Below are 373 nucleotides of genomic sequence, written 5' to 3' on the forward strand. Positions count from 1 at the left end.
GCATATGAAATCCAAGATTTCCGTGAAGGACTTTACCATGTCATTAATGTTGAAACTGAAGATGCCCATGCTCTTAACGAGTTTGACCGTCTATCAAAAATCAATAATGACATTCTTCGTCATATGATCGTTAAACTTGACGCTTAAGAAGGTTGTGGTAGTTTATGATTAATAATGTAGTACTAGTTGGTCGCATGACTCGTGATGCTGAGCTCCGTTACACCCCATCGACTCGTTAGCTCAGTTGGTAGAGCATTTGACTTTTAATCAAAGGGTCACTGGTTCGAGCCCAGTACGGGTCATCAAGAGATGCGGGTGTGGCGGAATTGGCAGACGCACCAGATTTAGGATCTGGCGCTTAAGGGCGTGGGGG

1 protein-coding gene and 1 tRNA gene are annotated in these 373 nt (G+C 44.5%); both read left to right on the top strand.

Translation table 11 applies throughout. The features are described 5' to 3' along the window. Positions 1 to 9: 9 nt before the first annotated feature. Entirely contained in the window at positions 10 to 147 is a 138-nt protein-coding gene (locus QWY28_RS24570) for a 30S ribosomal protein S6 (RefSeq protein WP_369292714.1), read from the top strand. A gap of 82 nt (positions 148 to 229) precedes the next feature. After that, positions 230 to 302: transfer RNA gene (locus tag QWY28_RS23295), tRNA-Lys, on the top strand. Positions 303 to 373 lie beyond the last annotated feature (71 nt).

The organism is Nocardioides oceani (assembly GCF_030412965.1).
GTDB classification, from domain to species: Bacteria; Actinomycetota; Actinomycetes; order Propionibacteriales; family Nocardioidaceae; genus Nocardioides; species Nocardioides oceani.